Source organism: Nocardia sp. NPDC004573 (assembly GCF_053602135.1).
This window is the reverse complement of the sequence record NZ_JBSGDA010000010.1, coordinates 100,152-126,584: the sequence shown is the minus strand read 5'-3', so window position 1 is coordinate 126,584 and position 26,433 is coordinate 100,152. Positions and strand designations below refer to the sequence as shown.

24 protein-coding genes are annotated in these 26,433 nt (G+C 69.3%); 9 read left to right on the top strand and 15 right to left on the bottom strand.

Annotated elements, in window-relative coordinates:
- The first annotated feature begins 88 nt into the window (after positions 1–88).
- Genes ACWEKR_RS18230 through ACWEKR_RS18220 form a run of 3 tightly spaced genes read left to right on the top strand, consistent with a single transcriptional unit; the run spans position 89 to position 2,821 of the window.
- Positions 89–895: an ABC transporter ATP-binding protein gene (locus tag ACWEKR_RS18230; protein WP_452355438.1), complete on the top strand. Its 807-nt coding sequence runs from the start codon at positions 89–91 to the stop codon at positions 893–895.
- Positions 885–1,769, top strand: coding sequence for an ABC transporter permease (locus tag ACWEKR_RS18225; RefSeq protein ID WP_452355437.1), 885 nt, complete (start codon positions 885–887; stop codon positions 1,767–1,769). Before ACWEKR_RS18230 ends, ACWEKR_RS18225 begins: the two co-directional genes overlap by 11 nt.
- Before the next feature lie 2 nt (positions 1,770–1,771).
- On the top strand, positions 1,772–2,821 hold the full coding sequence (locus tag ACWEKR_RS18220) for an ABC transporter substrate-binding protein (RefSeq protein ID WP_452355436.1): 1,050 nt from the start codon (positions 1,772–1,774) through the stop codon (positions 2,819–2,821).
- Between the two features lie 90 nt (positions 2,822–2,911).
- Here ACWEKR_RS18220 and ACWEKR_RS18215 read toward each other — a convergent pair whose 3' ends face one another.
- On the bottom strand, positions 2,912–4,384 hold the full coding sequence (locus tag ACWEKR_RS18215; protein ID WP_452355435.1) for an APC family permease: 1,473 nt from the start codon (positions 4,382–4,384) through the stop codon (positions 2,912–2,914).
- Positions 4,385–4,597: 213 nt separating this feature from the next.
- Between ACWEKR_RS18215 and ACWEKR_RS18210 the strand changes: the two genes are divergently transcribed.
- Positions 4,598–5,836 (top strand): NupC/NupG family nucleoside CNT transporter, encoded by a 1,239-nt coding sequence (locus tag ACWEKR_RS18210; RefSeq protein ID WP_452355434.1) that lies wholly within the window; start codon positions 4,598–4,600, stop codon positions 5,834–5,836.
- Between the two features lie 4 nt (positions 5,837–5,840).
- Here the strand turns inward: ACWEKR_RS18210 and ACWEKR_RS18205 are convergent, their stop codons facing one another.
- The 3 genes from ACWEKR_RS18205 to ACWEKR_RS18195 form a co-directional block, all read right to left on the bottom strand.
- On the bottom strand, positions 5,841–7,076 hold the full coding sequence (locus ACWEKR_RS18205; protein WP_452355433.1) for an RNA polymerase sigma factor: 1,236 nt from the start codon (positions 7,074–7,076) through the stop codon (positions 5,841–5,843).
- Position 7,077: 1 nt separating this feature from the next.
- Positions 7,078–7,791, bottom strand: a complete 714-nt coding sequence (locus ACWEKR_RS18200) for a YciI family protein (RefSeq protein WP_452355432.1) — start codon at positions 7,789–7,791, stop codon at positions 7,078–7,080.
- Between the two features lie 683 nt (positions 7,792–8,474).
- Positions 8,475–9,230 (bottom strand): siderophore-interacting protein, encoded by a 756-nt coding sequence (locus tag ACWEKR_RS18195; protein WP_452355431.1) that lies wholly within the window; start codon positions 9,228–9,230, stop codon positions 8,475–8,477.
- Positions 9,231–9,341: 111 nt separating this feature from the next.
- Between ACWEKR_RS18195 and ACWEKR_RS18190 the strand changes: the two genes are divergently transcribed.
- Positions 9,342–10,169, top strand: coding sequence for an NADPH-dependent oxidoreductase (locus tag ACWEKR_RS18190; RefSeq protein WP_452355430.1), 828 nt, complete (start codon positions 9,342–9,344; stop codon positions 10,167–10,169).
- Positions 10,170–10,178: 9 nt separating this feature from the next.
- Here ACWEKR_RS18190 and ACWEKR_RS18185 read toward each other — a convergent pair whose 3' ends face one another.
- Together ACWEKR_RS18185 and ACWEKR_RS18180 are read right to left on the bottom strand one after the other, a co-directional pair.
- Positions 10,179–11,174 carry an LLM class flavin-dependent oxidoreductase gene (locus ACWEKR_RS18185; RefSeq protein WP_452355429.1) on the bottom strand — a complete coding sequence of 332 codons (996 nt, stop codon included), beginning with the start codon at positions 11,172–11,174 and terminating at the stop codon, positions 10,179–10,181.
- 67 nt (positions 11,175–11,241) lie between these two features.
- Entirely contained in the window at positions 11,242–12,429 is a 1,188-nt protein-coding gene (locus ACWEKR_RS18180) for a serine hydrolase domain-containing protein (RefSeq protein ID WP_452355428.1), read from the bottom strand.
- 200 nt (positions 12,430–12,629) lie between these two features.
- Here ACWEKR_RS18180 and ACWEKR_RS18175 point away from each other — a divergent pair, with 200 nt between their 5' ends.
- A complete protein-coding gene (locus ACWEKR_RS18175) occupies positions 12,630–14,066 on the top strand; it encodes an amino acid permease (RefSeq protein ID WP_452355427.1) in 1,437 nt (478 codons plus the stop codon).
- A gap of 13 nt (positions 14,067–14,079) precedes the next feature.
- On the opposite strand, the gene ACWEKR_RS18170 is transcribed toward ACWEKR_RS18175, so the two are convergent.
- The 7 genes from ACWEKR_RS18170 to ACWEKR_RS18140 all read right to left on the bottom strand — a co-directional run bounded on the left by ACWEKR_RS18170 (position 14,080) and on the right by ACWEKR_RS18140 (position 21,320).
- Positions 14,080–14,445 (bottom strand): DUF4345 family protein, encoded by a 366-nt coding sequence (locus ACWEKR_RS18170; RefSeq protein WP_452355426.1) that lies wholly within the window; start codon positions 14,443–14,445, stop codon positions 14,080–14,082.
- Between the two features lie 293 nt (positions 14,446–14,738).
- Entirely contained in the window at positions 14,739–16,148 is a 1,410-nt protein-coding gene (locus ACWEKR_RS18165) for an MDR family MFS transporter (RefSeq protein ID WP_452355425.1), read from the bottom strand.
- 140 nt (positions 16,149–16,288) lie between these two features.
- Entirely contained in the window at positions 16,289–16,690 is a 402-nt protein-coding gene (locus ACWEKR_RS18160; RefSeq protein WP_159839953.1) for a DUF779 domain-containing protein, read from the bottom strand.
- Positions 16,690–18,207: an aldehyde dehydrogenase gene (adh, locus tag ACWEKR_RS18155; protein WP_452355424.1), complete on the bottom strand. Its 1,518-nt coding sequence runs from the start codon at positions 18,205–18,207 to the stop codon at positions 16,690–16,692. Before adh ends, ACWEKR_RS18160 begins: the two co-directional genes overlap by 1 nt.
- Positions 18,208–18,311: 104 nt before the next feature.
- A complete protein-coding gene (locus ACWEKR_RS18150) occupies positions 18,312–19,514 on the bottom strand; it encodes a transcriptional regulator (RefSeq protein WP_452355423.1) in 1,203 nt (400 codons plus the stop codon).
- Between the two features lie 244 nt (positions 19,515–19,758).
- Positions 19,759–20,313 carry a hypothetical protein gene (locus tag ACWEKR_RS18145; protein ID WP_452355422.1) on the bottom strand — a complete coding sequence of 185 codons (555 nt, stop codon included), beginning with the start codon at positions 20,311–20,313 and terminating at the stop codon, positions 19,759–19,761.
- Positions 20,314–20,909: 596 nt separating this feature from the next.
- Positions 20,910–21,320 carry a hypothetical protein gene (locus ACWEKR_RS18140; RefSeq protein ID WP_452355421.1) on the bottom strand — a complete coding sequence of 137 codons (411 nt, stop codon included), beginning with the start codon at positions 21,318–21,320 and terminating at the stop codon, positions 20,910–20,912.
- A 158-nt stretch (positions 21,321–21,478) separates the two neighbouring features.
- On the opposite strand from ACWEKR_RS18140, the gene ACWEKR_RS18135 reads away from it, so the two are divergent.
- Complete coding sequence (locus tag ACWEKR_RS18135) at positions 21,479–21,991, top strand: mycothiol transferase (protein ID WP_452355420.1); 513 nt, start codon at positions 21,479–21,481, stop codon at positions 21,989–21,991.
- Between the two features lie 90 nt (positions 21,992–22,081).
- Entirely contained in the window at positions 22,082–23,584 is a 1,503-nt protein-coding gene (locus tag ACWEKR_RS18130; protein ID WP_452355419.1) for a metallophosphoesterase, read from the top strand.
- A gap of 15 nt (positions 23,585–23,599) precedes the next feature.
- Here the strand turns inward: ACWEKR_RS18130 and ACWEKR_RS18125 are convergent, their stop codons facing one another.
- Complete coding sequence (locus ACWEKR_RS18125) at positions 23,600–25,105, bottom strand: AIM24 family protein (protein WP_452355418.1); 1,506 nt, start codon at positions 25,103–25,105, stop codon at positions 23,600–23,602.
- Positions 25,106–25,448: 343 nt separating this feature from the next.
- A complete protein-coding gene (locus ACWEKR_RS18120) occupies positions 25,449–25,745 on the bottom strand; it encodes a hypothetical protein (RefSeq protein WP_452355417.1) in 297 nt (98 codons plus the stop codon).
- A 323-nt stretch (positions 25,746–26,068) separates the two neighbouring features.
- Between ACWEKR_RS18120 and ACWEKR_RS18115 the strand changes: the two genes are divergently transcribed.
- Positions 26,069–26,350 carry a hypothetical protein gene (locus ACWEKR_RS18115; RefSeq protein WP_452355416.1) on the top strand — a complete coding sequence of 94 codons (282 nt, stop codon included), beginning with the start codon at positions 26,069–26,071 and terminating at the stop codon, positions 26,348–26,350.
- Positions 26,351–26,433: the final 83 nt, after the last annotated feature.

Genomic DNA, 26,433 nt, shown 5'->3' with positions numbered 1-26,433 from the left:
GCGTTTGTGGCCGTTGTGCGCACAAGCTCCGGCGTGTGACCGGCGCCACGTACGTTCGCCCTACCCGACCTCGCAGGAGTAGGAAGCAATGACGCAATCACTCATCGAGCTGCGGAGCGCGACCAAGCGCTTCCCCGGCACCGGCGGCGGCATCCACACCGCCGTGCGCAATCTGAATCTCACGGTGGCCCCCGGCGAATTCGTCGCCGTCGTCGGCCCCACCGGATGCGGCAAGTCGACCACGTTGTCGCTGGTGTCCGGCCTGGAACCGGCGTCGGCCGGGCGTACGCTGGTGCGCGGGAACGATGTCGACGGGATCCCGGACGGCATCGGCTACATGTTCCAGCAGGACGCCGTCCTGCCGTGGAAGAACGTGCTGGACAACGTGGCGCTCGGCCCGCGCTTGCGCGGCGCGTCGAAAGCCGAGGCGCGCGCGAAGGCGTCGGGGTGGGTGCGCAAGGTCGGTCTGGCCGGGTTCGAGAAGTACTACCCCCACCAGCTGTCCGGCGGCATGCGCAAGCGTGTGGCCCTGGCGCAGACGTTGGTCAACGAGCCGCAGATCCTGCTGATGGACGAGCCGTTCAGCGCGCTGGACGTGCAGACCCGCCAGCTCATGCAGGACGAACTGCTGCGGGTCTGGGCGGGCACCGACGCGGCGGTCATCTTCGTCACCCACGATCTGGAGGAGGCGATCGTGCTCGCCGACCGGGTGGTCGTCATGACCGCGAGCCCGGCCACCGTCTGCGGGGACTTTCCCGTCGGCTTGGCGCGGCCGCGCAGTGTCGAGGAAGTTCGGTTGACCGCCGAGTTCCGCGACATCTATCAGGAGATCTGGGAGACGCTGCGCGATCAGGTCGAGGCGGCGCGCGCGAAGGGAGCCTCCCGTGTCGCATGACGTGCTGGTGCCCGACGCCGCCGCGCCCGTGGTGGAGACCGAGACCGAAGAGCAGATCCTGGCCAGGGTGCGCACCACCGCCCGGCGCGCCCGCATCCGCACCTGGGGCCTGCGCGCTGCTCTGGTGGCGCTGTGGCTGGGCGCGTGGGAACTCACCGCCACGGTCTGGATCGACCCGTTCTTCTACTCCAAGCCGTCGCTGATCTGGGCTCGGCTGGTCGAATGGTTCAGGGAGGGAACCCAGTTCGGCTCCATCTGGCTGCAGATCTACACCACCGTGCAGGAGGCCGTGCTCGGCTTCGTGATCGGCACGGTGGCCGGCGTCGTGCTGGGCGTGCTGCTCGGCCGCAGCCGGTACTGGGCCGAAGTGCTCGCGCCGTTCATCAAGGCGCTCAACGCCGTGCCGCGTATCGTGCTGGCCTCGCTGTTCATCATCTGGTTCGGACTCGGGTTGAGTTCCAAGGTCGCGACCGTGGTGGTGCTGGTGTTCTTCGCGGTGTTCTTCAACGCGTTCACCGGCGCGCGCGAGGTGGACGGCAACGTGATCAACAACGCCCGGATCCTCGGTGCGAGCCGTGGGCAGGTGCTGGTGTCGATCGTGCTGCCGAGCGCGACCACCTGGATCCTGTCCAGCCTGCACACCGCCTTCGGCTTCGCGCTGATCGGCGCGGTCGTGGGCGAATACGCGGGCGCGAGTAAGGGTTTGGGGCTGTTGATCAGCAACGCGCAAGGCACGTTCGACTCGGCGGGCATCTACGCGGGCATGATCGTCATCACCGTGATCGCGCTGATCGCCGAATGGGGGATCGGCATGGCGGAGAACCGGTTGCTGAAGTGGCGGCCCTCGCAAGCGTCATCGAACCACGGGATCTGATCATGAGGTATCGCAAGCACCTGGCGCTCGTCGCCGTCGCGATCGTGGCACTGCTGACGGCCACCGGATGCCGGGACTCCCGCACCATTCCGATGGCCGACGGCAGGCCGCAGATCACCATCATGGTGGGCGGGCTGGAAAAGGTGATCTATCTGCCTGCCATGCTCACACAGCAACTCGGCTTCTTCGAGCGCAACGACATCGATGTGAAACTGCTCGGCGAGCAGTCCGGCGCCACCGCCGAGACCGCGTTGCTCACCGGCGACGTGCAGGGCGTGGTCGGTTTCTACGACCACACCATCGACCTGCAGGCCAAGGACCAGTGCATCCGTTCGGTGGTGCAGATGTCCGACGTGCCCGGTGAGGTCGAACTGGTGTCGAAGGCGGACCCGGACATCGCCTCGGTCGCCGATCTGCGCGGCCGGAAACTGGGCGTGACCTCGCTCGGTTCCTCCACCGACTTCCTCACCCAGGCCCTCACCGGCCAGGTCGGCATGAGCACCGCCGACTACACCCGGGTGAAAGTCGGTGCGGGACAGACGTTCATCGCGGGTATGAACCACGACGGCATCGACGCGGGCATGACCACCGACCCGACCGTGGCGCAGATGGTGAACTCCGGCGATGCGCGGATCCTGGTCGACCTGCGCACCGAGGCAGGCACCCGCGCCGCGCTCGGCGGGCTGTATCCGGCGACGTCGCTGTACATGAGTTGCGCGACGATCGACGCCCACCCGGAGATCGTGGGCAAACTCGCCGCCGCCTTCGTGCAGACGTTGCAGTGGATCCGGACGCACACGCCCGAGGAGATCGCCGCGAAGATGCCGCCGCAGTACGCGAGCGCGGGCAAGGACCTCTACGTCCAGTCGATCCGCGACTCCATCGGCATGTTCAACGGCGACGGTCTGATGAAACCCGAAGGCGCGCAGAACGTGCTGGACATCCTCGGCAAGTACTCGAGGAACGTGCGTCCCGTGCGCGATCGCATCGACCTGTCGAGGACCTACACCACGCAGTTCGTCGAAGAAGCGTTGCGCGCGCCGCGCCAGTGACCGTGCTCGGCATCGCTGCGCCGCCCGGAAGTCAGGACGCTTCCGGGCGGTGCGGCGTCGGCCGCATCGTCGCCCGCGCAGTGTCGAACTTCAGTGTTCGAAGACGCTCACGTCACCGGGTTCCGTCTCCAGCGCCTGCCGGTCGAAGGTCAGCACGGCGAGGAAGAACAGCCCGCCCACGAGCAGCAAACCGGCCACGATCACCACGGGAACCGTCGCGTCCGCGGGCGTGACCAGCACGAACAGCGCGAAGGCCGACCACACCAGCGCGCCGACGGCGATCGGCAACTCGAAGCGCCCGAGATCGAACGCGCCTTTCCTGCGGTCCAACCGCCTGCGCACCGCCAGGTAGAGAACGATCGTCGCGCCGTAGATGAGGGCGGGCAGGATCGTCGAGGCGGTGATCAGCTCCAGCAGGGCGTCACCCGGCAGCGCGACCATCAGGACGACGCCGAGCAGGAAGATCAGGATCGTCGCCGGGACCGGGGTATGCGTGCGTGGATCGACCCGCCGCATCAGCTTGTGGGCGGGGAAGCGCGCATCGCGCGACATCGCGAAAACCAGCCGCGAGCAGGCGGCCAGCACCACCATCCCGGCGCCGAAGAATGCGAAAGTGATCGCCGCGAGCAGGACCCGTTCCATCACCGGGCCGAGTTGGTCGCGCATGATCGCCGCGACCGGCGAGCCGCTGGCGCTGACTCCGGGGATGTCATCGATCGCGACGGTGAGCGCGATCAGGAACAGCAAGCCCAGCACGCCGGCCGCCACGACCGATCCCACGATCGCGCGCGGGACGCTGCGATGCGGGTCCTTCGCCTCCTCGGCCAGGTTGGCCGCCGCGTCGAAGCCGACCAGCGTGCCGAGGCCCATGATCATCGCCAGCATCAATCCACCGCCGACGGCGAAGTAGCCGGAGGCGTTCTCGGTGATACCGCGCGAGGTGAGATTGCCGGGGGTCCCACGGCCCGTGATCACCACGGCGACGACGAGCGCGATCGCCAGCACCACGACGAGCGCCAGTTCCAGCCCCACCGCAGAGGTGTTGATCATGCTGACGATGCGCGTCGAGGCGATGGCCAGCACGGCCTGGACGAACAGCACCACGAGCGTGATGACGCGGGCGGTCTCCTCGTCCCGCTCTAGACCGGCGAGCGGCATGAACGCCTGGCTCGCGAGCGCGTTGTCGACCGCCACCACCGCGATCGCCAGATAGCAGAACGTCACCCAGCCGAACCACCAGCCGATCTTGGGGTTCGCCAGTCGCGATGCCCACTGGTAGGACGAGCCGCTGAGCGGGATGCGCGCCGCGAACTGCGCCACCACCAGCGCCACCAGGGCCTGGCCCACCGCCGCGAGGACCCACAGCCAGATGCCGACCGGACCCGCGTGGCGCAGCACGTCGTCGTAGGTCGCGAAGATGCCGACCGCCACCGAGATGAACGCGAACGAGATCGCGAACACCTGGAAGGAGCCGAGCGTCCGTTCCAGCTCCTGCTGGTAGCCGCCGAATTCGACGGAATTCTCGTCGGCCTGGTCTGTCGAAGCTCGCGCCACCTCCGCCACCTCACCTTCGATTGAAGGGGTGCGCCGACCCCTGGGCGATCGGGAAGGTCATCAGGATGAGATCAGGGCGACCGGTCTGCACACCGATCATTCCTTCTCACCTGGGCGATGTCACTGCTACTTCGCGTACCTAAGTTCCGCGGCCGTCGTCGATCTTCTCAACTGTGGAGACAACGCACCATAGACCGACATGAGAGCCGCTCCCACAAGCCGATGCACGCCACCGCAGCCGAGGTGCGCGTGCACTATCTGATCGGGTTCGTCGGGCTGGCGTGCTTTCTGCTGCTGGCATGGTTGCCCAGTACCGACCGCCGTGCCGCCGCCGGCCGGCTGCCGCGCATAGGCATCTTGCTGACCCTGCAGGTGGCGCTCGGTTTCCTGCTGCTGAAGACGGGGATCGGGCGCACCGTGATCCGTGCGATCAGCGACACCTTCGACCATATTCTCGGCTACGCCGCCCAGGGGACGGCGTTCGTGTTCGGCGACCTGCCCGAAGTCGGCAGCGGCGGGCCCGCCTTCCTCTTCGCGGTGCTGATGCCGATCGTGCTCGTCTCCGCCTTGATCGGCATCTTGCAACACCTGCGGGTGCTGCCGTGGATCATCAAGTATGTCGGCCTGCTGCTGGCGTGGGTGAGCGGCTTCGGCAAGATCGAATCGTTCAACGCGGTCGCCTCCGCCATCCTCGGTCAGTCCGAGGTGTTCATCTCGCTGCGCGCCATGCTCGACGACATCCCGTCCCAGCGGATGTACACCCTGGCGGCCTCGGCGATGTCGACGGTCTCGGCGGGCATCCTCGGCGCCTACATGCAGCTCATCGATCCGAAGTACGTGGTCGTGGCCATCATGCTGAACATGCTGGGCGCCTTCGTGGTGTGTTCGTTGATCAACCCCTACGTGGTCACCGCCGCCGACGACGCCCGGCTGCTCGGCGCGGAGATCGCCGACAGCCGCAAGCGGCAATCGTTCTTCGAGATGCTCACCGAGTACATCTTGGTCGGCTTCAAGGTCGCCTTCACCGTCGCGGCCATGCTGATCGGATTCATCGCTCTGCTGGCCATGATCAACGGAATCTTCGCCGCGCTGTTCCACGGCACCACGTTCCAGGATGTGATGGGGCACGTCTTCGCCCCCGGCGCCTGGCTCACCGGCATCCCGTGGGACGAGGCCGCGGCCGCGGGCCGATTCATGGGCACCAAACTGGTGTCCAACGAAGTGGTCGCCATGCAGGAGCTGAACCGCCGAGACGGCGGACTGTCCGACCGCACCGTGGCGATCGTGTCCACCTATCTGGTGTCGTTCGCCAATTTCTCCACCATCGCGATCGTCACCGGCGCGGTGCGCAGCCTCAGCGAGAAACAAGGAACGGTGATCGCGCGCAACGGCCTTCGCCTGCTCTACGGCGCCACCTTGGTCAGCTTCCTGTCCGCCACCATCGTCGGTCTCCTCACCTAGACGCCTAGCGAGCCGCCTCGCTCTCGGCGAGACGGCGAGCCAGGAACCGCCGCGCTTGATCGTTGCGCGCCAGTGCCAACGCCACGCGGTAGTTCGCCGCGGCCTCCCGCCACCGGCCGCTGCGTCGCAGCAGGTCCGCGCGGGTCGCGGGGACCAGGTGCGATCCGGCCAGCCGCGGATCGTCGGCGACCTCGTCGAGGGCGGCCAAGCCCGCGTCGAACCCGCGGGAGAATCCTACGGCCACGGCGCGGTTCACCGAGACCGCCGGTGACGGGGCCAGCCGCAGCAGTTCGTCGTACTCCGCGGCGATCGAGTGCCAGTCGGTCCGCGCCCAACTCGGCGCCGTCGCATGCGCGGCGGCGATGCGCGCCTGCACCAGGTACGGGCCGCTGTCCCCGGCTTCGGCGGACCGCAGGCACGCCAGCCCCGCCCGCACCATCGCGTCGTCCCACCGCGACCGATCCTGTTCCTCCAGCGGCACCGATTCCCCGTCGTCGCGCCGACGCTGCCCCCGGCGGCTGTCCTGCAACAGCATCAGCGCCAGCAGCGCCCGGGCCTCGGGTTCCCCTGGCAGCAACTCGCACAGCAGTCTGCCGAGGCGGATCGCCTCGTCACACAGCTCGTCGCGCACCGCGGTGGGCCCCGAAGTGGGGAAATACCCTTCGGTGAAGACCAGATACACGCACGCCAGCACACCCGGCACCCGCTCCGGCATCAGGTGCGCGGGCGGCACCCGCAGCGGGATGCCCGCCTGCCGGATCTTCGCCTTCGCACGCGTGAGCCGTTGCGCCACCGTCTGTTCCGGTTGCAGGAAGGCACGCGCGATCTCGGCCGTCCGTAACCCGCACACCAGGCGCAGCGTCAGGGCTACCTGCGAGGGTCGCGCCAGTGCCGGATGGCAACAGGCGAAGATCATCCGCAGCTGGTCGTCCGGCACTGGTGACACCTCGTTCTCCTCGCTCGGCGTCCGGGTCAGGGCCGCGTCGTATTCTTTGGCGGCCCGCGCCGACTCGCGCCGCAGCCGGTCCAGCGCTCGATTGCGGGCGGCCGTGGTGATCCACGCCCCCGGGTTCGACGGCAGCCCGCGCTCCGGCCAGGTACGCACGGCGTCGGCGAATGCCTCCTGCACGGCGTCCTCGGCCAGTCCGATGTCGCCGACGGTCCTGGCCACCGTCGCCAGAGCCCGGCCGAACTCGGCGCGGTAGACGGCGTCGATCGCCGCGGCCCGCCCTGTCCGCACGTCAGTCGCCCAAGTCCACGACCTGGCGCAGCTCGGTGCGCCCGCGCTCGCCGACCGGGATGGCCGACGCGATCCGCACCGCCTGCTCCCGGTCCGGCGCGGCGAACAGGTACAGCCCATCGACCACCTCGGCCGACTCCGCGTACGGACCGTCGGTGAGCAGCAGCTTCCCATCGCGCACCCGGACCGTGGTCGCCGAAGACGGCGGTTGCAGCGCCCCGCCACCGCGGAGGGCCGCCGCGTGCTTCTCACCGAACCGCTCATGGGCGGCCACCGCGTCGTCCCACTCCGGACCGCCCGGCGCGATCACCGCGTCCGGCGCTTCCCACAGCAGCGCCAACCACCAATCCGCGCGTGGGGTGTCGTGGGGCGACCACATCACCATGGGGCGCACCTCGACCGCTCCGTCCTCGGCGGCGGGCAGCTGACGCGCCAGCCGGATGGCCTCGTCCAGGTCGGCGGCCTCGAAGACGTAGAACCCGCCGACGACCTCGGCCTGCTCCGCGAACGGGCCGTCGGTGACGAGCATCCGTCCGTCAGCCCGCCGGATGTGCCGCGCGTCGGCGGAGGGGTACAGCGCCACGCCACCCGCGACCGCCGCGGCCTCGCGTTCCTCGAACGCCGCGTACTTCGCCACCTCCGCGTCGAACTCCGGGGTGCCGGGCCGGATCCCGGGGCCGTCTTCACGTCCTACCAGTGTCGCCAGGTAGTGCATAATGTCATCCTTCCTCGCAGCGAAGGGCTCGGATACCCCTTCTACTCGGACGACGAACCGCGCGGGCCGATCTCTACACTTCGCCCGGAGAAATCCCGCGCGGGTCTCAGCGGACTCGCCCGCCGTTCGCCTCGGCGGGCGCACAGCAGATCGCGGCTCAACTCGACCTGGATCCGCTGCGGCGCGCGGAACGCAGGCACCCCCTGCCCATGTCGTGTCCTGCCAGGTCGGTGTGCGCCTACCTGATCAGCGACGAACTCACCCGCGACCCTACGGCCGCGCTCAGTCCGAGCGTCGACGTCTTGCCACCCCTCGCGGGCGGATAGGCGCGGTCGGGATAAGGGCCTTCGCCGACCGCTGGGACTCGTCGCGCCGACTCGGGACCGGGTGCGTGCGGGCGAGTGGTGACGGTGTCGGACGGGGTGCTGACAGGATCGCCGTCGACGTGGGCGGCGCGCCGACCGACCTGCCGACCGGCTTCGCCGACCTGGTGCACACCGCCTATCCGCGGCTGGGCGGCAGCCGCGCGCTCGGTGCGGCGATCGAAGCCCAGGCCGCGGCGAACCCGCGGAAGGCGCCGCCCGCGAGCCTGGCCGGCGCCATCCTGCAGCAGCGTCACCCCGAATATCCGACGCTCACCTGGGACGCGATCGTGGCGATGAGCGGGTGGGGCGATCGACGGTTCAGGCGTTGGCCTCCTCGGCCGCCCGCAGTTCGGCCTTCCATTGCCGGAAGCCTTCTTCGGTGCGGCCGCGACGCCAGTACCCCGAGATCGATGCCGCCCACTCGGCGGAGACACCGCGATCCTTACGGATGTAGCGGCGCAGATCCTTCATGACCGCGTCGGCTTCCCCGTGAATGAACACTTGGACCTGCCCCGGCGACCACGGCGCGGATCGGACGGTCTCGGCGAGCACCTCGCCCGGGGACCGGACGCCCCGGTGCAGCCAAGTCAGCTCGATGCCGTCGGGTTTCTTCACCGGCAGTTCGTCGTCCGGACCGCCGACTTCCACGAACGCCAGCCCGGTCGCGTCGGCGGGCAGAGCCTCGAGCGCGGCGGCGATGGCGGGCAGCGCCGCCTCGTCACCGGCCAGCAGATGCCAATCGGCATCCGGGCGCGGCGAGTAGGCGCCGCCGGGGCCGTACGCGTCGATGGTCGCGCCGGGCTCGACCGCGGCCGCCCACGGTCCCGCGATGCCCTCCGCTCCGTGATAGACGAAATCCACCGCGATCTCCCCGGCGACGGGGTCGACCGAACGGACGGTGTAGGTGCGCAGCACCTCGTTGCCCTCCTGCGAAAAGATGAACTTCACGTAGGAGTCGGTGAACTCGCTGGGCCGGAACGCGGCGAAGCCGGGACCGCCGAGGTGCACCCGGATCAGATGCGGGGTGAGCCATTCGGTGTGCTGCACCGTGAAGGTGGTGCGAGGACGTGCCAAGGGGAACCTCCGATAAATATTATTAGGATTGCCTTACTTACCCTACCTGTGTTCGGCTCGGCCTGCGGCCAACCGCTGACGGCGCGCCGGGCGGGCGAAAGGATGATGCCCATGACGCAGTCCGTGCCGACACCGACCCACGCCGTGCAACAGCGCTACCGCGACCCTCGACCGGTCGAACCCGCGCAGTGGAACCAGGTCCTGCAGGTGCTGCACGAGCATCGCTCGGTGCGCCGCTATCTGGCCGACCCGGTGCCGGACGCGACCCTGCGCCTGCTGATCTCCGCGGCGCAATCCGCGCCCACCTCGTCGAACCTGCAGGTCTGGAGCGTCATCGCGGTGCGCGACCCGCAGCGCAAAGCCCGCTTGGCCGCGCTCGCGGGCGACCAGGCCCACATCGTGCAGGCACCGGTGCTGCTGGTCTGGACGGCCGACTTCGCGCGCCTGCGCCAGCTCGCCGACGACCGGAGCGCGCCGCTGGAGGGCGCGGACTACCTCGAATCGAGTTATGTCGGCTTCATCGACGCCGCGCTCGCGGCGCAGAACGCGGTCGTGGCAGCGGAATCGCTCGGGCTCGGCACCGTCTACATCGGCGCGTTGCGCAACAAGCCGGAAGAAGTCGCCGCCGAACTCGGCCTGCCGCCACAGGTCTTCGCCGTGTTCGGTGTGGTGGTCGGCCACCCCGACCCCGCCGAGGACGCGCGGGTGAAGCCGCGCCTGCCGCAAGACGCGGTCCTGCACCGGGAGACCTACGATCTGGACACGCAGCGGGCGCATGTGGCCGCGTACGAGACCCGGATCGCCGAATTCTATGCCGAGCAACAACTCTCGCATTCCTGGACCGAACGTGTCCTGGCCCGGCTGGCCTCGGCGGCGGCGCTCAACGGTCGGCATCGGCTGCGCGAATCGCTGACCAACCACGGCTTCCGCTTGCATTGATCCGCCGTCTCAGGCCGCGACGACCTTCTCGGTGAGCAGTTCGAACGATCGGGCACGGTCGTCGATGTCGTAGACCAGCGTGTTGATCATCAGTTCGTCGGCCCGGGTGCGCTCGAGCAGGTCCGCGAGCTGCGCGCGCACCGTTTCCGGTGAGCCGAGCAACTGCCCGGCGCGGCGCTGGCGGATGAACGCGCGCTCCTGCTCCGACGGACGGAACGCGGCCGCCTCCTCCGGGGTGGCCAGCGCCTGCGGCGTACCGCGCACCAGGTTCAGAAAGGCCAGGTCACGCGGCCCCGCGAGGACCTCGGCGCGCTCGTCGGTGTCCGCGCAGATCGCCGCGACCGCCACCATCGCGTGCGGACGCTCCAGGCGCGGCGAAGGCCGGAAGTGCTCGCGGTAGAGCGCGAGCGCGGGCTCGGTGTTGTCGGGGCTGATGTGGTGGGCGAACGCGAACGGAAGCCCGAGCACCGCGGCGACCTGGGCGCTGTAGCCGCTGGAGCCGAGCAACCAGATGTCCGGTTCCTCGCCGCGGCCCGGCGTCGCGGCGATACCGCCGGGATCGCTGCCGCGGAAATAGCCCAGCAGGGCGGCGAGTTCCTGAGGGAACGATTCCGCCGAGAGTCCGTCCGCGGTCCGCCGCAGCGCGCGAGCGGTCGCTTGGTCGGTGCCCGGCGCGCGCCCGATGCCAAGGTCGATCCGTCCGGGATGCAGCGCGTGCAGGGTGCCGAACTGCTCGGCGACCACCAGCGGCGCGTGATTGGGCAGCATCACCCCGCCGGAGCCGACCCGGATGGTCGAGGTGGCGGCCGCCAGATGCGCCAGCAGCACACTCGGCGCCGAGCTGGCGATGCCGGGCATATTGTGGTGTTCGGCCACCCAGAACCGGTGATAGCCCAACGCCTCGGTGCGCTTGGCCAATTCGGTGGTCGCCTCCAGCCCCTCGCCGACGGTGCGGCCGGACTGCACCGGCGCCAGATCCAGTACGGACAGCGGGACGTCGTTCATGGGTCTCCTCCACAGTGGCGATCTCCACTGCCAACGCCACCCGTGCCCGCGGTATTTCGCGGCCGTCTCAGCCGCGTGCGATCGCCCGGAACACCTCGATGGTGTCCTGCTCGTCCTGGGTGGTGCCGTGATCGCTGAGTTTGACGATGACGGTGCCGCTGGGCGGGTCGAGGTAGACGTACTGGCCGTAGACGCCGACGGCGGTGAGGTCCGCGCCGTCGCCGCCGGTCGGATGCCACCATTGCGCGCCGTAAGGCCACTCGCCCACCCGGTGCGGGGCCGGGGTGCGGATGCGATCGATCCAGGCCGGCGGCACGATCTGCGCCTCGCCGACCCGTCCGCCGTCCAGCACCAGTTCGCCGATCTTGGCGAAGTCGCGGGCGGTCGCGTTCAGGCAGCAGAAACCCTTCTCCTGGCCGCCTGCGCGATCCAGATTCCACAGCGCCTCGTCCTCGGCGCCGATCGGCGCCCAGATGTCGCGCTCCAGCAGCTGGGCCAGCGGCAGGCCCTCGACCCGCGCCAGCGCCATGCCCAGCAATTGAGTGTCCACACTGCGGTACTCGCCCGCGCTGCCCGGCGGGAAGCGCAGGCCGCGGTGCGCGCGGACGAATCCGTCGAGGTCCTCGGTCAGGTACATGCGGGCGGTGCCGGTCAGCGGCAGGTACTTGTTGTAGTTCTCCGCGACGTCGACGCCGGAGGCCATGTCGAGCAGGTCGCGGATGGTGACGGCGTCGTACGCGCCGCCGGTGGCCAGCTCGGGCAGGATCCGCACCAGGCGGTCGTCCTCGGCGAGTTTCCCCGCGGCGACGGCTCGGCCGGTCAGCAGCGACACGATGGACTTCACCACCGACCAGGAGGACTGCCGGGTGGTCGCCGTGAAGCCGTCGCGGTACCACTCGTGGGTCAGGGCGCCGCCGTGCAGCACGAGGAACGAATTGGTGTGCGTCGTGTCGAGGAACTCGGCGATCGACACAGCCGAGCCCTTCCACGGCACCTGGCCGGGCAGCGGCCGCGGCGCCCTCGGCAGGGGATGCGGGACGGGGGAGGCGGCCACCGTCCGGCTCTCGAACAGCGCGCCCTGCGCCGACGGCGGATCGGTCAGCAGCCGCAGCAGCGTCGGCGGCGCGGGGATGTGCAAGATCGCCGTCGTCGCGAACGCCGCGCCGATCAGGACGGCGACGACCGCGAGCAGGACGACGAGAGCGCGCAGCGCGGCACGTCCGGGTCGCGTGCGCCGGAGAGAGAGTTCGGTCATGACGGAAGCCGATCGGTAGGGGATCCGATGATGGCATGCCCGGCGCCGGACCGGTAGCCGCGATCGCCCCGGCGACGACGCGCGGGGCCGGGGCGGTAGCGTGACGCCCTGGGCCGGGCGGCCGTGCGATGATCCGACATCGTGTTACGGCGCACCGGCGGGCGACCGGCGCCGCTGCCCAGCGAGGGAAGGACCGCAGTATGACAGCCTCCGATCGGCACCTGCAGGACGCGGAACCGCTGGCTCCGGCGGACGGCGGGGACTCGGAGGGATACGCCAGGGGCCTCAGCCCGCGCACCATCCAGATGATCGCCATCGGCGGAGCGATCGGCACGGGCCTGTTCTATGGCGCGGGCGGCGCGATCGAGCAGGCGGGCCCCGGTCTCATCCTGGCCTACCTCGCGGCGGGCCTGGCCATTTTCGTGATCATGCGCGCGCTCGGCGAACTGCTGACCTACCGGCCGATCTCCGGCAGTTTCGCCGAGTACGCGCACGAGTTCCTCGGCCGTTTCGCCGGATTCGCGACCGGCTGGTCGTATTGGGCGGTGTGGGTGGCCACCTGCATGGCCGAGATCACCGTGGCGGGCAAGTATGTGGAGTACTGGTTCGACATCGCGCCGTGGGTCACCGCGCTGGTGGTGCTCGCGGTGATGTTCGGTGCCAACCTGATCTCGGTGCGGCTGTTCGGCGAGGGCGAGTTCTGGTTCTCCACCATCAAGGTGACCGCGATCGTCGGCATGATCCTGCTCGGCATCGGCGTCCTGCTGTTCGGATTCGGTCACGCGGCCGATCCCACTGTCACCAATCTGTGGGCCGACGGCGGCGTGTTCCCCAACGGCATCGGCCAGTCGCTGCTGGTGCTGCAGATCGTGCTGTTCGCCTACGTCGGTGTCGAATTGGTCGGCGTCACGGCCGGGGAGGCGCGCGAACCCCGCACCACCCTGCGCAAGGCGATCAACACGCTGCCGTTCCGGATCGGCCTGTTCTACGTCGGTGCGCTCGTGGTGATCATGGCGGTGTCCAGCTGGCGCAACTTCCACGCGGGCAAGAGCCCGTTCGTGGAGGTCTTCGAGCAGATCGGCATCCCCGGCGCGGCGGGCATCGTCAACTTCGTGCTGCTCACCGCGGCGCTGTCGTCGTGCAACTCGGGGATCTACTCGACCGGCCGGATGCTGCGGACGCTGTCGCTGCGCGGTGAAGCGCCCGCCCGGCTGAACAAATTGAGCGCGAACGCGGTCCCCTACACCGGGATCACCGCGTCGGCGGCCGCGATGGTGATCGGCGTGGTGGTCAACGTCATCTCGCCGGACAAGGCCTTCGCCTACATCACCTCGGTGTCGACCATCGGCATCATCTTCGTCTGGGGCGTCATCCTGGTCTGCCACCTGATCTACCGGGCCAAGGTCGCCCGCGGCGAGCTGCCCGCGAGCGACTACCGGCTGCCCGCGGCGCCCTACACCACCGTGCTGGCGCTGGCGTTCCTGGGGTTGGTGGTCGTGCTGCTGCTGTTCACCGACAGCGGGCGCACCGCGATCGTCGTCGGCGTGGTGTGGGCGGCGCTGGTGTCGGCCGGGTACCTGGCGCTGCGCAAGCTCGGCCGGGCCGACACGCCGCCCGCCACCGTGCGCACCAGGTGAGGAGCGCTTTCCGCTAAGCGGCGAGGAAGAGCGCGGCGGCGCCCGCTACCTCGACAACGCCATAGAACCAGGTCGGGTAGAAAGCCGTTCGCTCGTCGAGCGCCGCCGACGCGACCCGTCCGAACGCCATACCCGCCAGCGCCGCGCCGACGGCGACCATGATCCCGCCGCGCAGCGATTCGAGGTCGAGGGCGGCGACCGCGAGCACGGCCGCCATCGCCAGTCCGAATCCGCCGTAGACGGCGCGCACTTCGTATCGCGCGCTCGCTTCGCCGAGCCGGATGCCGAACGGCCGGATCAGCGCTGTGGGTGCGGCGAGGGCGTACACACCCATACCCAGGAAGAACACGCCGACGATCCCGCATACGGCCTGTGCCACTGGGACCTCCAATTTCTGGTTCGGTTGGGAAGCCAAGCTTGCGGCACGTCCGGTTCCGGACGCTTCCGAAAACCCGCTACATCGGGTCGTGTCGTCCGGATCGCCCCTCTGGCCTCAGCGCGCCGCGCCGCGCCGGGCGCCAGGTGCTCGGGCGGAGGGCTGCGCGGTGCGGCGAGCCGCGACGGTGGTCGCTGTGCCCGCCGGGGCAACCTCGCTCGGTGGCTGAACACGCACAAGAAGGCCCCCGGTGTGGCTGGTCCGTGCCCCGCCGCGCGCCCCGTCCGGAGCGAGGGTCAGTCGGTCGCCGCCCGCCGCGGCATCATCGCCGCCGCCACGACCATGACCACGGCCATCGCCGCGATGGCGACGAAGACCAGATGCACCGCCGAAGCCAGCGTGGTTGGCAGCGGGTGATCGGTGTGCCCGACCCGTGCGTTCACGATCGCGCCGAACACCGCGACGCCCACCGCGCTGCCGATCGAGCGCGCGAACATGTTGGCCGAGGTGACCACACCCCGCTCGGACCACTCGGCGCTGGTCTGCGCGGCGATCAGCGTCGGGGTCGCGACCAGGCCCATGCCGGTGCCGATCACGAAGCAGGACGCGGCGACCTGCCACAGCGCCGAGTGCTGGGTGATCAACAGGGTGCTCGCGGCGCCGACCGCCGCCAGACCGCTACCCAGCAGGGCTGTCGCGCGAAACCCGAACCGCAGGTAAACCTTTCCGGCTTGGGACGCCGCGAGCGGCCAGCCCAGTGTCAGCGCGCCGACCGTCAGGCCCGCGACGAGCGCGCCGGTGCCGAGCACGCCCTGGGCGAAGGTCGGCACGTAGGAGGTCGCGCCCAGCACGACAGCGCCGATCAGGACCGACACCAGGCTGCTGGCGATCACCACCCGTCGGCCGAACACCCACAGCGGCAGGATCGGATTCGGCACCCGGCGTTCCACCAGACCGAACAGCGCGAGCAGCGCGACGCCGCCCGCGAAGATGCCGATGCTCACCGGCGAGGACCAGGCCCACGCCTGGCCGCCTTCGAGCAGCCCGAGGATCAACGCCCCCGCACCCATCGTCAGCAGGGCCGCGCCCAGGTAGTCGACGCGCTGCCTGCGCCGGGGCGCGCTCTCGGCGAAATGGCGCACCAGCATCCATCCGGCCAGCGCGGAGAGCGGCAGATTGATCAGGAAGATCCAGCGCCAGCTGACGTACTCGGCGAACAGGCCGCCCAGCAGCGGGCCCGCCACGCTCGACATGGCCCACACGCTGGCCAGATAGCCCTGAACCCTGGCGCGTTCGGACAGCGTGTACAAGTCGCCCGCGATCGTCATCGTCATCGGCTGGATCGCTCCCGCGCCGATGCCCTGCACAGCGCGGAAGACGATCAGTCCGAGCATGCTGGTCGCCACGCCGCACAGCAGCGAACCCAGCGCGAACATCGCGATTCCGAACAGGATCACGGGTTTGCGCCCCACGGTGTCGGCGAGCTTGCCGTAGATCGGCACCGTCACCGCCTGCGCCAGCAGATAGATGGAGAACAACCAGGGGAACTGCGCGAAGCCACCGAGGTTGTCGGTGATGGTGAGCACTGCCGTGGCGATGACCGTCGAATCGAGCGCGACCAGCGCGGTGGCCAGCATCAGCGAGCCCAGGATGGCGCCGCGTTCGGAGCGGAACCCGACGGACACCGGCACAGTCTCGGTCGCCACCGCGGCCCCTCTCGTTCGCCTGTCTAACCACCTCGAACGACCGTATCCGCTGCCCAGCTATTCCCGCATGGAATTTTTTTGCCCACCGACTCGGGAAAGGGCTGCTCACCGGCGCTCCGGTGAGCAGCCCATGCTCCGGGTCAGGGGGACAGATCCGCCCCGGTGGGTGGCGGTTCGGCTTCGAGGAGGGCGAGTTCCTCGTCGGTGAGCAGCCGCGACCGGATCAAAAACCGAACACCTTCGGGCGCTTCCAGAGAGAACCCACTGCCCCGGCCGGGCACCACGTCGACGGTGAGGTGCGTATGGCGCCAGTACTCGTACTGGTCGGCGCTCATCCAGAACGGCGTGTCCGCCGCGGGATGTCCCAGCAGCACGTCCGAGGCGCCCACCCGGAATTCGCCGCGCGGGTAGCACATCGGTGAACTGCCGTCGCAGCAACCGCCGGACTGGTGGAACATGACCGGACCGTGCTGTTCGATCAGCAGGCGCAGCAGTTCCTCCGCGGGCCCGGTGAACTCGACGCGCTGGACCGGATCCGGCATCAGAAGAATCCGAGCTTGTCCGGCGAGTAGCTGACGAGCAGGTTCTTGGTCTGCTGGTAGTGGTCGAGCATCATGCGGTGGTTCTCGCGTCCGATGCCGGACTTCTTGTAGCCGCCGAAGGCCGCGTGCGCGGGGTAGGCGTGGTAGCAGTTGGTCCACACCCGGCCCGCCTTGATCTGGCGGCCCAGGCGATAGGCGGCGTTGATGTCTCGAGTCCACACGCCCGCACCGAGTCCGTAGAGGGTGTCGTTGGCGATCTTCAGCGCCTCGTCGACCGAGTCGAACGTGGTCACCGACACCACCGGTCCGAAGATCTCCTCCTGGAATATGCGCATGTCGTTGCGGCCGGAGAAAATCGTCGGCTCGACGTAGAAACCGCCGGGGAACTCGTCGACCTTGCGCGCGCCGCCGCCGGTGAGTACCTCGGCGCCTTCCTGGCGGCCGATATCGATGTAGGACAGGATTTTCTCGAACTGGTCGTTGCTGGCCTGCGCGCCGATCATGGTGGCCTCGTCGAGCGGGTTGCCGCTGCGGATGGCCTTGGTCCGTTCGACGCACCGGGCGATGAACTCGTCGTAGATCGAGGAGTGGATCAGCGCCCGGGACGGACAGGTGCACACCTCGCCCTGGTTGAGCGCGAACATCACGAAGCCCTCCACCGCTTTGTCGAGGAAGGCGTCGTCGGCGGCCATGACGTCGGGCAGGAAGATGTTCGGGCTCTTGCCGCCCAGTTCGAGGGTGACCGGGATGATGTTCTCGCTGGCGTACTGCATGATCAGCCTGCCGGTGGTGGTCTCGCCGGTGAAGGCGACCTTGGCCACGCGCGGGCTGGCCGCCAGCGGCTTGCCCGCCTCGACGCCGAAGCCGTTGACCACGTTGAGTACTCCGGGCGGCAGCAGATCGGCGATCAGTTCGACGACCTTCAAGATCGAGGCCGGGGTCTGCTCGGCGGGCTTGAGCACCACCGCGTTACCCGCGGCCAGCGCGGGCGCGAGCTTCCAGGTGGCCATCAGGATCGGGAAGTTCCACGGGATGATCTGCCCGACGACGCCGAGCGGTTCGTGGAAGTGGTAGGCGATGGTGTCGGCGTCGATCTCGCTGATGCCGCCTTCCTGGGCGCGTACCGCCCCGGCGAAATAGCGGAAGTGATCGACCGCCAGCGGCAGGTCGGCGGCCAGCGTCTCCCGGACCGGCTTGCCGTTCTCCCAGGTCTCGGCCACCGCCAGTGCCTCGAGGTTGTCCTCGATCCGGTCGGCGATCTTGTTGAGGATGTTGGCGCGCTCGGTGGTCGATGTGGCGCCCCACGCGTCAGCCGCGCGGTGCGCGGCGTCCAATGCCAGTTCGATGTCGGCCGCCGAGGACCGCGCCACCTCGCAGAAGGTCTGACCGTCCACCGGGGAGGGATTCTCGAAATAGCGACCTTCCACCGGGGCGGTCCACTCCCCGCCGATGAAGTTGTCGTAGCGCGGGGCGAATTCGACGACGCTGCCCTCGGTTCCCGGCTTTGCGTAGCTCATGGCGGATGACTCCTCGCTGGTTGCGGACGTGATGCACACGGCGCCACGGCCGTGATGCGGGTCACTATGCCCGGCGAGGGTTGACGAAACGTTGAGGCGCGCACTCAGTCGCGCAGCGCGGCGTGCCGCCGGGCGGCCGCGAGCGCACGCCGACCGTCGCCCGCGGGGAGCAGGCCCAGCGCGTGTTCGTGCACCTCGACGTCATACGGCGCTCGCTCGCCGTAGCGCAGCGCGTGCTCGACGTTCCCGCTGGACAGCACGGCGGTGCGCACGCCGACCTCCAGATACTCGCGCCATTGCACGATGCCCGGCGTATCCGAGCCCGGCAGCAGCGGCCCGCGATACAGCTCGACGGCCGTGGCGGTGTCGCCCGCTTCGAGCGCCGCCAGCACGTCCACGGCGTCACAGGACAGTGGGCTCACCAGCTGATAGACCCGGCTGGTGATGTCGCCGCCGGTGGCGCGCCGCAGATAGGACATCTCCGATTTGAGCGTGCTTGCGCCGACCGGCCGGTCGCCGTACACCGCGAAATGCAGGCGTTCGTGGGTGAATCCCTCGGGCTCGAGTGCCAGCAGCGTCAGGATCTCGAGTTGTCTGGGGCGCAGCCGCACGGGCGCGCCATCGCGGAGGAGACGGGCCGCGCCGAGGCAGGTCAGCCGGACTCCCGGCGCGGTCATGCGGTGCTGCAGCTTGGTTTCGATGGCGGTGACCAGCGTGCGAGCGGTGGACATGGCCAGCGGGTGCGCGCGGTCCCAGGTGGTGGACAGGTCGAGCACGCCCAGTTGGCGACCGTTCGCGGCGCGAATCGGGGCGCAGTAACAGACCCACCCGTGCAGGGCCGCGACCAAGTGTTCGGCGGAGAACACGGTGTGCGGCCGATCGGTGCGCAACGCCAGCGACAGCGCGTTGGTGCCCATGTGGGCCTCGTCCCAGCGGCCGCCCGGCGCGAAGTTCACCTGTTCGGCGCGGCGGCGCATGACCGGACCGCCGTGCGACCACAGGATGGTGCCGGTCTCATCGGTGATCGCCGCGACGTAGCCCGCGCCTTCGGTGATGTCGCGCAATTGATCGGTCAGCTCGGAAACCGGGCTACGCAAGGGAGATTCGGCCCAGCGTGCGGCCACGTCGGCTTCGGCGAGGGGCGCCTGCTCACAGGCCGGATCGACGGTGTTCAGCGACCGCAGCCACGACTGCGCGACCTCGCTGCGCAGCGCGGAATCACCCTGCGGTATCCCGGCAGGTATCCATCGGGACCACTCTTGTTCCAGTGCAGCGCGTCGCTGCGAGAGGGAACTGCGCTGTGCCATCTCGCTGATCCTGTGTCTTCGCTCCGATCGTCTTCGTGCCCTCCCATCATGCCCCAGCGCCCGGCCGGGCATTCCGTTTCGGACTGCCAGCTACGGGTCTGGACGAATCGGCGCTCGACGGTCGGAACGCCGCGCTCCCCGGCGGCGCGGCGCGGGGAAGCGTGCGCCTGCCCGGGAATCCCGGCGATGCGACCGGTGATCGGTGTGCGGTCGTCTCACGGCGGCCGCACACCGGACCGGCCGTTTACGGCGTGGAGAACCCGATCAGCGCCCCGATTCCCGCGCCGATCGGAATAGTGACCAGCGCGCCGACTCCGCCCAGGAAGAAGCCGATCACTGCGCCGATGCCCGCGCCGATGAGGGCACCGATGCCGGCGTTGTACTGCTTACGCGCGAGCGTCTCGTCCTCCCCGACGAACTGGTTCAGGCGCTCGGTCGTCGCGGGCGAGCCCACCGGCGTCACCGTGAGGGTGCGGCCGGAATCGGAGATGGCCGGCGCCAGCCCGTGCGCCGCGCCGGAGGCCTGGAACGCCAGGGGCATGGTCGCGACGACCTGTCCCGCTTCGTTGCGCAGCTCGACTGCCCTCGCATCGGTCGTCAACGCGAAGCTGCCCGCGTCCAGGGTGGTGACCACCCCGGAGCCGTCGGCGGCCGGAGCCGAGGTGAAGCCGAGTCCCTGCTCGACGCCGTGCACACCGACCTGCGCGGGCGCCGCGGGCTGGGCGTGCGCGACGCCCGTCGCTATTCCGGTGGCACCGACCGCGAGCAGGGCGGTTGCGGCGAATCTGTTGACTCTCATCGTATTTCCCCACTTAGTCGTGTCGGCCACGAGTGCCGACGGATCCCCAAGATGCCGGTTGTCGGCCCCACCCATTCTGGCCGCAGCGCTTTCTCGAAGCAATCGTTCTGCGAATTTCACGGCAAATAGGGGACATCGACTCGCCGCGGACGCGCCTGAATTCCACAGTGCCAGCGATTGTTTCGTTGTCCAATTCGAACGGATTGCAGAATGTGTGCTGAATTGTGTTACCACCGCCGGAATTCGTCCGGCAGTGCGCGCGGAATTATCCAAAACCCAGCCCGGCAGTATGAATCGACGCGGATTCGATAGGCGAGCGCTGTGCGGACGCTGAGCGCGTCATAGCTCGATTCGGCGGGAGGGCGCTCGGCTCCCCTGCTGGGGCGGTCGCTCTGCGCAGGAGGGTAGTCGGCGACCGCTGTGCGGGTGCGGGCACTCGTGACGGGGATCGGTCCGGCTCCTGCCTCGATGCCGAAACCTGCCAGTAGCCAGGTGATTCCGGGATCGCCGCGCGTGCGGGCGCTACTGCGATCGCGTGCCGGAACGATCGCGTGGAGCCGGAGATCACCTGGCGGACTGTGTGAGAGCCCTTCTGGTCAGAACGCGCTTCCGGTGCCGGGCAGCAGCCAGGCGATGCCAGGCCAGGCGCCGAACGGGCCGCCCCAGTAGCCGAACGGGCTACCCCAGCCGCCGTAACCGCCCCAGCCGCCCCAGCCGCCGTAACCGCCCCAGCCGCCGTAACCGTGGCGGCCCCACCCGCCGTGACGGTGCCACCCGCCGTGGATCTCTTCGGCCTGGCTCGTCTGGGTGACGGCCGGCTGCTGGGCCACCGCGGGTGCGGCCATCGCGGGTGCGGCGACCGCGGCGACGGGTGTCAGTGCGAGCGCGGCGATCATCGCCAGGCGGACGACCGCCTGTCGGGCGCGTCCGGTCTCGGCGTCGTGCATCATCGGTACTTCCTCACTTCGGTACGTCTTCGTCCGGTCGGTGACCGATTCGATGGCCATCGACCAATCTCACCAATGCATATCGTACCGTTGAACAACGGCACACTCAATGTGGTGCGATCGTGCGAGATTTTCTCCGGTCGGCACGTCGCCGCTCGTACCGGGCAGGCGTGCTCGGTAGCGTCTGGGCAGCGGACCATTCGAAAAGGAGTCGACCGATGGCTACCAGTGCCGATGTGCTGACCGACGCCTACGAGCGGATCAAGGAGGTGGTGCACGAAGCCGTCGACGGACTGGGGGAGGACGCCCTCGCCCACCGGGTCGATCCGGGCGCCAACTCGATCGCCTGGCTGATCTGGCATCTGACCCGCGTACAGGACGATCACATCGCGGATGTGGCCGGTGTCGAGCAGGTCTGGACCGCGCAGGGCTGGTACGACCGCTTCGGCCTGCCTCTCGACAAAGGGGCGACCGGCTACGGCGACCGCCCCGCCGATGTGGCGGTCGTCCAGGCGTCGGCCGAGTTGCTCGCGGGATACTACGACGCGGTGCACGACCAGACGCTGCGCTTCGTCCGGACGCTGCGGGACGACGACCTCGATCGCGTCGTGGACACCCGATGGGACCCACCGGTGACGCTGGGTGTGCGGCTGGTCAGCGTGATCTCCGACGATCTGCAGCACGCGGGTCAAGCCGCGTTTCTGCGTGGCGTGCTGGAACGGACGGCATAACCGGTCCCGGGAAGTCCGTATCCCGTACCCGGCCTGCGCCGTGCCGTAAGTTGATGCCGCGCAAGCCGAATGCACACAGAGAGTGCCGCCGTGGTCGTGAAAAGTGTTCTGATCGGTGTCGCCGTGCTCGTCCTCGTGGGAGTCGTCGTGCTCACGGTGGTCGGCGCCCACTGGTATGTCTGGCGGCGGCTCGTGCGGGACACGACCGCGGCGGGAACACGCGCGCGACGGGTCGGCACCGCCGTCATGCTGGCGGGTCCGTTGCTGCTGTTGGGGACGACGGTGGCGGAGCTGGCGTCCGCGCCGTTCGTGATTGTCCGGATCATCGCCTGGCCCGGCTATCTGTGGGGCGCGTTGTTCGTGTACCTGCTGTTGGCACTGGCGATCGGCGAGCCGATTCGGCTCCTGGCGCTGCGCCGGTTCGATGAGGGCCGAGCGGTACGGGAGCCGGACTCTCCTGCGGATATCACTTCCGAGTCGGCGCTCGTGGCTGTGCGGGAGTCTTCTTCGCGAGGCGGCTCCGCGCCGGAGCCTCCCGTAGGAGTCTGTTCCGCGTCGGAGGCGCCCGGGGGACCCGGATTCGTGCCGGCGTCTCCCATCGGAAGCGGGTCGGAGTCTCCCGCCGAAAGCGATGATGTGCACGAGTCTCTCGTCGGTGGTGGGTCCGGGCCGGAGTCGTCGGCGGGCGGCGGTTTCGCGGCGGGGACCGAGTTGGCGCCTCGGGCCTCGCCGGATACGGCCGCTCCGGCCGAGTCCTCGCCCGCACGGCTACCGCGCCGCGTCTTCGTCTCGCGGGTGATGGGCGGCGCCGCTGTCGCCGCCGCGGCGACGACCGTCGGCGTCGGCGCGTACGGAGTCCTGAACGGACCGAGTGTCATGCGCGTCGCGGTGCCGCTGGCGAAGCTGCCGCGCGGTGCCGACGGATTCCGCATCGCGGTGGTCAGCGACGTGCATCTCGGCCCGATCCTGGGGCGCGGTTTCGCGGAGCGCGTGGTGCGGACCGTCAACGACACCCGGCCCGATCTCATCGCGGTCGTCGGTGACCTGGTGGACGGCAGCGTGGAGCATCTCCGCTCGGCCGTCGAGCCGCTGGCCGCGCTGCGCGCCCGCCACGGCGCGTTCTTCGTGACCGGCAACCACGAGTACTTCTCCGGGGCCGAGCAGTGGGTGGAGCACGTCCAGGAACTGGGCATGCACCTGCTCGCGAACGCACGCACCGAACTACCCGGATTCGACCTCGCGGGCGTCAACGACGTGCAGGGCGAACGAACCGGGCAGGGCCCGGACTTCGGCAAGGCGCTCGGTGACCGCGACCGCGCCCGCGCCGCCGTACTGCTGGCGCACCAGCCCGTGCTGATCGACGACGCGGTGGCACACGGCGTCGATCTGCAGTTGTCCGGACACACCCACGGCGGCCAGCTCTGGCCCGGCAATTACCTTGCGGGGCTGGCGAATCCGACCGTCGCCGGGTTGGAGCGGTACGGCGACACCCAGTTGTACGTCTCGCGGGGAGCCGGGGCATGGGGTCCGCCGGTGCGGGTGGGCGCACCGTCGGACATCACCGTCGTGGAACTCGTCTCACTGCAGGCGTGACCGCGCCGGTCGCCGTCACCCGAACAGGCCGCCCAGTACGCCACCGCTCTGGCCGGCTTCCTGCCCGCCGCCGGTGCCTCCGACGAATCCGCCGGGCGGCAGCTCGGACGGCTGCACGATGACGAAACCGCGGCCGGAGAACGACAGCGTCATGCCCTCACCGGTGCTGCGGCCCATCAGCCTGCCGAGTCCGAACGAATCGTTGCGTTTGATGCCGGTCTGCAGGCTCGACGACCACGCGACCGCCGCCTGTGGGTCGGCATAGGTGGGCTGGTCGACGTTGAGTACCACCGGCGTGCCGTGCGTGGTGATGGCGATGCGGCCGCGACCGGTGAAGACGCAGTTGAACAATCCGGCGTTGCTGGCGAAACCGGCGGCTCCCTGCACCATCCGGATGTCGTAACGCAAGGTGGAATCGAAGGCGAGCACATTGGCGCCGTTGATGGTGAGGCCGTCGGTGCCGTCCAGGTCGATGGTGTGCACGTCGGCGGCGCCGTTCGCGACGAACAGGTCGCCGTGCCCGGACACCTTCATCAGCGGCACGCCCTCGCCGGTCAGCCGCTGCTGGATCGCCCGGCCGATCCCGCCCGCCCCGAGCGCCTGGAAATGCAGATCTCCCTGGTAGGCGACCATCGATCCGGCGCGGGCCATGACCTCGCCGTTGACGGCCACCTTGATCATCTTGCCGCCCTGCTTCTGGATGCCAGCGCCGGTGACTTCGGCGTGGCTGGGGGCGAACAGATCGCTCTGCATCGGCAGTGCTCCTTGCTGAGGTGAGGGCATCGGTGGTGGCGGCACCGCGGCGGGCGGCGCGGAATAGGCCGGTGGCGTCGGGTAGGTAGGCGGGGGCGCGGGGTGGTACGCCGGGGGCGGAGCCGATGGATACGCCGGGGGCGGTTGATGTGCGGGTGGGGGAGCGGATGGATGCGCCGCAGGCGGTTGATGCGTCGGGGGCGGAGCCGATGGATACGCCCGGGGCGGTTGATGTGCCGGTGGGGGAGCCGGAGCGGGCGGCGGGGACGGCTCGTCGTCGATGTTCACGCCGAAAGCCGTTGCGATGCCCGCCAGCCCGTTGTCGTACCCCTGGCCGACCGCACGCACCTTCCATCCGCCGCCGCGACGGTAGATCTCCACGCACACCACGGCGGTCTCGGTGCTCAGGCCCGTCATCGGGAAGGCCAGCGTGCCGGAGGAGGCGGCGATGGTCGCGCGCAGCGAACCCGCGGCCGCGAAAGTGGGCGGGCCGTTGCCGTCCAGGCTCGCGGTGACGACGACACGATCCACATCGCCCGGCAGCGCCGTGGTCTGAATGTCCACCACGTCGCCCGCGCCTCGGCCGTGCCGGTAGGTGACGCCGGGGGCGACCGGTTGATTGAAGAAGACGAAGTCGGCGTCGGAGCGCACCCGCCCCGCCGCGTTCAGCAACAGCGCCGATACGTCGACGGGAGCCGAGCAGGTGACGGTCACCGTCAGCCGATCCCCGGGCGCGGGGCGGTTCTCACCGCGGGCGAGGTCGGTCACGGCAGGCCGTCCGATCCGCGGCGGCGTCGTCGGGTTGACATGCGATTCACGGGTCCAGTGTGTCGTGTGCCCGCGACCCGCGCCACAGGCGTACCGGGTCTACGCACTCACCAGGCGCTTCGTGCCGTGATAGCCGTGCGGGCAGGCATATGCCGACCCACGATCAGGCGGCGGCCGTGCCTGTTCCGCGGCAGGCGCCGCCGGTCCGGTACCGCGACTCCGCCGCTGATCGGCGATGCCTGCGACGAACCGCCCTGCGGCGGTCCCGCATCCGCCCGGGGGCGAGGCACCGTAACGCGGGTGAGCCCGGCCGGGTCGACCGGGCTTTCGTCGCGGATCCGGATCAGAGCACTTCGGCGTACATGGTGCCGTCGAGGATGCCGAATTCGACCTGCCCGGGGAACAGGGGCAGAGCGCCGGCGGCGTGCTTGCTGTGATTGAGCGCGATGGTTTCGGTGGCCCATCGGTGCAACGGCTCGGGTAGCCGCAGGACCCGATGGTCGGTGCAGCGAACGTACGGGTAGCTGATCTCGCCGGGCCGGGCGAGCGGGTTGTGAATGTCCAGCGCGGCGATGTCCAGGACCAGTCCGGTCTGCTTGGCGGAGGCGACGGTCGGTGGCTGCAGTTCGATGTCGTCCATGACCGAAGACGGTAGCTCGAAGGATGCCAGATGCGGGTGATTCCGCGCGAATGTCCCAATGATTTCACCGGAAGTGGGGGACGGCGAGGTTCATCGAATCGGGTGAACCCCACCGCTACCACCAGCGATCGCGGTCGGCTTGGGCATGCCGATGCCGCGATGGAAGCCCCGGAGCCACCGGGACGGTGCTGAGCCTATGCGACGCTGAGGGTTCGCGGGGGAGTTTCCGTCGAATCCGTCGGCACTGCCGCCGAGGCCGGATCCGATGCCGACCCGTCGGTAACCCGCGCCGGAATGTCCGGTTCCGGGTGCTGCGCCGTACGATGCCTGCGGCGTCAAAGAAGCTGTGCGCGTTGAGTATCCGGCACGGCTGTGTGCTGTTCGTTTTTTCTTCAGGAGGGTGGAAGTCGTTGCTCTATGTAGTCATCGCGGCCATTGTCATCGCATTGCTGGCCATGTCGGCCGTGGCGATGGTGTGGGACCCGCGCCGTCGTACCGAGTCGGACGAGTACGACTACGAATACGGCATGGACGGTGATGACGCTGCGCCCGACGAGTACGCGCGCTCGCGCAACGTCGAGTGGCCGCGCAAGGAGAGCGTCTGACCGGCGCGAAGCGGCCGCACGCGGGCGGCGAACGAACCGGATGCCCAGCCGAATGCGGCTGGGCATCGGTGTTTTCGACGGCT

Bases quoted from the DNA above. Each gene is read 5' to 3' on its own strand.
- ACWEKR_RS18140 (WP_452355421.1), bottom strand. From the start codon at position 21,320: ATGGCCATCGAATCGGTCACCGACCGGACGAAGACGTACCGAAGTGAG.
- ACWEKR_RS18145 (WP_452355422.1), bottom strand. From the start codon at position 20,313: ATGAGAGTCAACAGATTCGCCGCAACCGCCCTGCTCGCGGTCGGTGCC.
- ACWEKR_RS18175 (WP_452355427.1), top strand. From the start codon at position 12,630: ATGACAGCCTCCGATCGGCACCTGCAGGACGCGGAACCGCTGGCTCCG.
- adh (WP_452355424.1), bottom strand. From the start codon at position 18,207: ATGAGCTACGCAAAGCCGGGAACCGAGGGCAGCGTCGTCGAATTCGCC.
- ACWEKR_RS18190 (WP_452355430.1), top strand. From the start codon at position 9,342: ATGACGCAGTCCGTGCCGACACCGACCCACGCCGTGCAACAGCGCTAC.
- ACWEKR_RS18120 (WP_452355417.1), bottom strand. From the start codon at position 25,745: ATGGACGACATCGAACTGCAGCCACCGACCGTCGCCTCCGCCAAGCAG.
- ACWEKR_RS18160 (WP_159839953.1), bottom strand. From the start codon at position 16,690: ATGCCGGATCCGGTCCAGCGCGTCGAGTTCACCGGGCCCGCGGAGGAA.
- ACWEKR_RS18220 (WP_452355436.1), top strand. From the start codon at position 1,772: ATGAGGTATCGCAAGCACCTGGCGCTCGTCGCCGTCGCGATCGTGGCA.
- ACWEKR_RS18135 (WP_452355420.1), top strand. From the start codon at position 21,479: ATGGCTACCAGTGCCGATGTGCTGACCGACGCCTACGAGCGGATCAAG.
- ACWEKR_RS18210 (WP_452355434.1), top strand. From the start codon at position 4,598: ATGCACGCCACCGCAGCCGAGGTGCGCGTGCACTATCTGATCGGGTTC.
- ACWEKR_RS18150 (WP_452355423.1), bottom strand. From the start codon at position 19,514: ATGGCACAGCGCAGTTCCCTCTCGCAGCGACGCGCTGCACTGGAACAA.
- ACWEKR_RS18230 (WP_452355438.1), top strand. From the start codon at position 89: ATGACGCAATCACTCATCGAGCTGCGGAGCGCGACCAAGCGCTTCCCC.
- ACWEKR_RS18185 (WP_452355429.1), bottom strand. From the start codon at position 11,174: ATGAACGACGTCCCGCTGTCCGTACTGGATCTGGCGCCGGTGCAGTCC.
- ACWEKR_RS18180 (WP_452355428.1), bottom strand. From the start codon at position 12,429: ATGACCGAACTCTCTCTCCGGCGCACGCGACCCGGACGTGCCGCGCTG.
- ACWEKR_RS18200 (WP_452355432.1), bottom strand. From the start codon at position 7,791: ATGCACTACCTGGCGACACTGGTAGGACGTGAAGACGGCCCCGGGATC.
- ACWEKR_RS18115 (WP_452355416.1), top strand. From the start codon at position 26,069: ATGCCTGCGGCGTCAAAGAAGCTGTGCGCGTTGAGTATCCGGCACGGC.